Genomic DNA, 4,362 nt, shown 5'->3' with positions numbered 1-4,362 from the left:
ATTGAGAATAATGCGCTGGCCTCGCGAAATCTGGGGGATTGCCGCACGCTGTCACCGGAAGCGTGCGGCAAGGCCAAAGAACTGAGCCAGCGCATTCTGGATAAAGGTCTGCCGTCAGTGGAGGACATGCGCGATAAACTGGCCTCATGTCAGGATGACAGCTGCCGTAAAGGGGTCTGGACGGAATATCGGCAGGCCAGTGATGCGACTATCAATACCCTGAAACAGATGGCGCTGAATGGCGAGTTGAGCCGCGAAGAGCTGGCCTTTATCAACCATGAACTGGGTAAAGAACTGGCGGTTTCGGGCTATCGTGCCAATGATAAGCTAGGCCGTTCAGAGCAGAGCAGCTGGTTAAATGGCGGCGGCGGACCACTCTCCGGGTTCTTTAACACGGAACTGCGCCGAAAAGAGCTGGAAAACGCCGGGTTATCCAAAGCCGATGCGGCGCAGTACGTGAAGGAAGAGCAGCGGAACCTGACGTTGCTGGAGACAGCGACGGGAATTATTGGGGCAAAAGCTAATAGAACTTCTATAAATATAGTCGGAAAAGGCGCAACATTACCTACTGGTTATACTCCAAAAGGGAATTCAGTTATCGGGCCAAAAGGTAGTGTTTATGGCAATACAGGAAAAGCAGATGCCTCAGGAAACACGATTTATAGTAACAACGGTGGGTACTATACGTTTGAAAATGGCGTGAAAACAAAAGTTCAATCACCTAACTCTGATTCACAAATACGGCAGAATTATGAGAAAGGTAAGGAATTCGAACAATCTGTTTATGATAAGTTAAAACAAGACCCTAAATTAAAAACCCCGGTTAGGGAAGTTACCATAGAGACAAATAAAGGGACCAAAGTTAGGGTTGATATTATGGCTAAAGATAGAGATGGATCTATCAAGTGCATAGAATGTAAAAGTTCTCAAACTGCACCATTAACAAAGAATCAAAAGACAGGTTTTCCAGAACTGAAAGAGAGCGGAGGTACAGTTGTTGGGAAAGGTAGGCCGGGATTTGAAAGTGGAACTAAGATACCACCGACAGAAGTTGAAATAGTAAGGCCAAAAGCAAAGGATGATTAAGGAGGCTATATGTCTGTAGAAGATATAAATAAAATTGATTTAATTACAATGACCCAAGAGGATATAGTTTCCCAGCAGGTAATCTTGGTTATAACTGATCATTTGCAATGGTCATCTTGTATTAATGAACACCTCTTTAAATTGCAAGAAAAAATTAATAGATATATTGCATTTGTTGAAAGCGGAGAAATATACGAAAAACTCCCAGACGCTCAGGGTAGGAATATAACGTTTAAAGTGTTTTTCCAGTACAAGATTCCTCAGGAATGTATTGATTTTATGGAGAGAGTAAACGAAATATTATCTTCCATTAACATAGAATTAACTTATGAGGAAAGTGAGGTCATTTAGAAAATTAATTATGTGATCTCAATGACCAAATTAGCGCAGAAAGCTTGCTCACTGCGCTAATTTCGATCTTTTTTAACTTTCCAGCTGCAAACTCAATCTTCCGTAACAACCTGAATAATCAATTGTCCCCGTTCAACTCTCACCTGCACCGCCTGTCCGGTGGCAAAGCCTGCTTCTTGCAGCCAGTTGCCCTTGAGGTGCAAACTGGGATGCTGGCTGTAATAGCGAGTCATGCCAGTGTGGCGATCGGCGTGACATCGGCTGATATAGCCGACCTTATAGCGGCGCTGGACTTTCGAACTGTCTGAGTTTGCATTACAATCGCGTTCAGCCATAAATCAACTCCTACATAGTTGGTTGTGTGGTCAGCGGCCATCATGAGGTCCGAACTCATGGTAGCCGCGTCATCTCAGCGCTTGGCGCTCTTCATAACAACTTTTTCCATCATTGACTTGGTAACAAAACTGTCAATCACCATAATCAACGCCTTCTGCTCCTCATCGGATAACGAATCAGCCTGTTGCCAGAGTTCATGCAATATGTGGTTACGTATCTTCACATCTTTGCTGGTCTCGCGGCGGCCAACCAGTTCATCAAGAGAAACCTGTAAAACATCAGCCAGCTTAATCAAGGACTCCAGTTGAGGGACGATGTGTCCCCGCTCCCAGCGGTTATACACTCTGGGCAGTACCTCAATCATCTCGGCAAGCCGTGATTGGGTTAATCCCCGAGCTTCTCTGAGCATCTTAAGCCGTTCAGAAAATACGGACATATCAATACCTGTTTGCAAAACACAAATGTCCGCCATTGTACCCCTTCCTTTTTAGCTGGCTGTTGTAAAATCTCTTTTATGCGATTATTATATATCGCAAACATGTCTATTGACAAGGTTCAAAAGGAAAGACTTATGACCCGCATTCCCGATACCGATTTAGCCCGCTTAAAGCAAACCGTCTCGTTGCTGGGGCTGGCACGTAAGCAGGGCCGTCTGATGAAAAAACGCGGTGAGGATTATGTGCTGCGTTGTCCCTTCCATAACGAGAAAACCCCCTCAATGGTCATCTCACCGGCCAAGAACCTCTATCACTGCTTTGGCTGCGGGGCCGCCGGGTCGGTGCTGGACTGGGTGATACAAACGGAAGGGGTGACGCTGAAAATCGCTATCCGCCGGCTGCGGGAGCTGGCCGGGTTACCGGACATGGACAATGCGGTTGTGGCCGCTTCTTCTTTAGCCGCCCAGCCGGAATCACAGCCGGCCCCCCTGCCGCGCCCGAAACTGGCTGACCTTGACGATGACGGGCAGGCGCTGTTGCATCAGGTGATTGATTTTTATCATCAGCACTTACTGGCGTCACCGGAAGCTAAAGCCTGGCTGGAACGACGCGGGCTGAATCATCCTGAACTGGTGAGTCACTTTAAGCTGGGGTACGCGGGCCATCACGGGATCGGCGGTTCAGCGGGCTTATTACCGTCCAAGAGCAGTCAGGAAGGCCAGCAACTGCGTGACAAGCTGTCGGGTCTGGGCGTGTTGCGTACTACCACCCGTCAGGACCACTTCCGGGGCTGCGTTGTTGTGCCGGTGATCGGCTGGGCCGAATCGGCCAGTGTGGCCAGCCGCGGGCGGGTACTGCAACTGTATGGCCGCCGAACCCAGCCGGATTACAAAGTGCTGAAAGACAGCCCGAAGCATCTGTACCTGCCGTCACCGCTAGCCGGGGTCTGGAATGAGGAAACGATGAAAGCCGCTGCGGAAATTATCCTGTGCGAAGCGCTGATCGATGCCATGACCTTCTGGTGCGCCGGGTTCCGCAACGTGATCGCCGCCTACGGCGTGAACGGTTTTAACCGCGATCACCTCGACGCCTTGCAGTATCACGGCGTGAAACGGGTGCTGATTGCCTTTGACCGGGATGAGGCCGGAGACCGTGGCGCAACCGGTGTTGCCGCTGATTTACTGGAAGCCGGCATTGAGGCATGGCGGGTGCAGTTCCCGCCGGGGTTGGATGCCAACGATTATGCGTTAAAAAGCGGCCACGCCGAACAGGCGCTGGGGCTGGCGTTGCAACAGGCGGTCTGGCTGGGACAGGGAACGGCCCCGGGCACGGTGTTCAGCCATGAACGGCCCGCGGCACCGAATATGACGGAAGAACCCCAAACGACAGGGGAAACGAAACCGGCTGCTTTAGCTGCCTTGCCAGAACCACAGGTTGCACCCGTGCCTTGTGAGCGCACGGCCTCCGGTGAGTTGTTGATGAAAAGCGGCCCGCGGGTCTGGCGGGTACGGGGGATGAAAAAATCCCCGGTGCCGGAGGTGATGAAAGTCAACGTGCAGGTCCGTGATGAAACGTCCGGCCTGTTCCATGTGGATACGCTGGACATGTATCACGCCCGTTCACGGCAGAACTACATCAGCACGGCAGCGCAGGAGCTGGAATGCGAGCCGTCTGTAATTAAACGTGAAGCGGGTCGGGTGCTGCTGATGCTGGAGCAGCAACAGGATGCCGGGCAGCGAGCGGAGGCCGAAGCCTCAGGGACAACGGCGGTAACGGTCAGTGCCGAAGACGAAGCCGCCGCGCTGGCGTTGCTGCAATCGCCGAATCTGGCTGAACAGATTATTGCCGATATGGCCGCCTGCGGGGTGGTCGGCGAATCCACCAATCTGCTGACCGGGTATCTGGCGGCGGTCTCGCGCAAACTGGATAAACCGCTGGCCGTGTTAATCCAGAGCAGCAGCGCGGCGGGGAAATCCTCCCTGATGGACGCCGTGCTGAACCTGATGCCGGAAGAGGAGCGTATCCAGTACTCGGCGATGACCGGACAGAGCCTGTACTATCTGGGGGAAACCAGCCTGCAACACAAGATACTGGCTATCGCCGAAGARGAAGGCGTGCGGCAGGCGGCSTATGCCCTGAAACTGTTGCAGTC

Annotated in this window: 5 protein-coding genes; 3 read left to right on the top strand and 2 right to left on the bottom strand. The window is 51.8% G+C overall.

Annotated features, from left to right (window positions below; translation table 11 throughout):
* A partial coding sequence (locus D3222_RS25715) for a hypothetical protein (protein WP_198672915.1) occupies positions 1-1,086 on the top strand: 1,086 nt, incomplete at its 5' end.
* 9 nt (positions 1,087-1,095) lie between these two features.
* Positions 1,096-1,437, top strand: coding sequence for a DUF6572 domain-containing protein (locus D3222_RS23650; protein WP_036842083.1), 342 nt, complete (start codon positions 1,096-1,098; stop codon positions 1,435-1,437).
* Between the two features lie 92 nt (positions 1,438-1,529).
* Here the strand turns inward: D3222_RS23650 and D3222_RS23645 are convergent, their stop codons facing one another.
* Both D3222_RS23645 and D3222_RS23640 read right to left on the bottom strand, forming a co-directional pair.
* Positions 1,530-1,772: a SymE family type I addiction module toxin gene (locus D3222_RS23645; protein WP_036842084.1), complete on the bottom strand. Its 243-nt coding sequence runs from the start codon at positions 1,770-1,772 to the stop codon at positions 1,530-1,532.
* 74 nt (positions 1,773-1,846) lie between these two features.
* The gene (locus D3222_RS23640; protein ID WP_036838980.1) at positions 1,847-2,245 is read right to left on the bottom strand and encodes a helix-turn-helix domain-containing protein; all 399 of its coding nucleotides are present in this window, start codon (positions 2,243-2,245) and stop codon (positions 1,847-1,849) included.
* Positions 2,246-2,344: 99 nt separating this feature from the next.
* Between D3222_RS23640 and D3222_RS23635 the strand changes: the two genes are divergently transcribed.
* Positions 2,345-4,362, top strand: a 2,018-nt coding sequence (locus tag D3222_RS23635; protein ID WP_118988254.1) for a CHC2 zinc finger domain-containing protein, incomplete at its 3' end; no start/stop codon positions are given.

Source organism: Photorhabdus sp. CRCIA-P01 (assembly GCF_003545805.1).
Classification (GTDB): domain Bacteria; phylum Pseudomonadota; class Gammaproteobacteria; order Enterobacterales; family Enterobacteriaceae; genus Photorhabdus; species Photorhabdus antumapuensis.
Note: the sequence above shows the minus strand (reverse complement) of the source record. Positions and strands in the feature narration are given on the sequence as shown.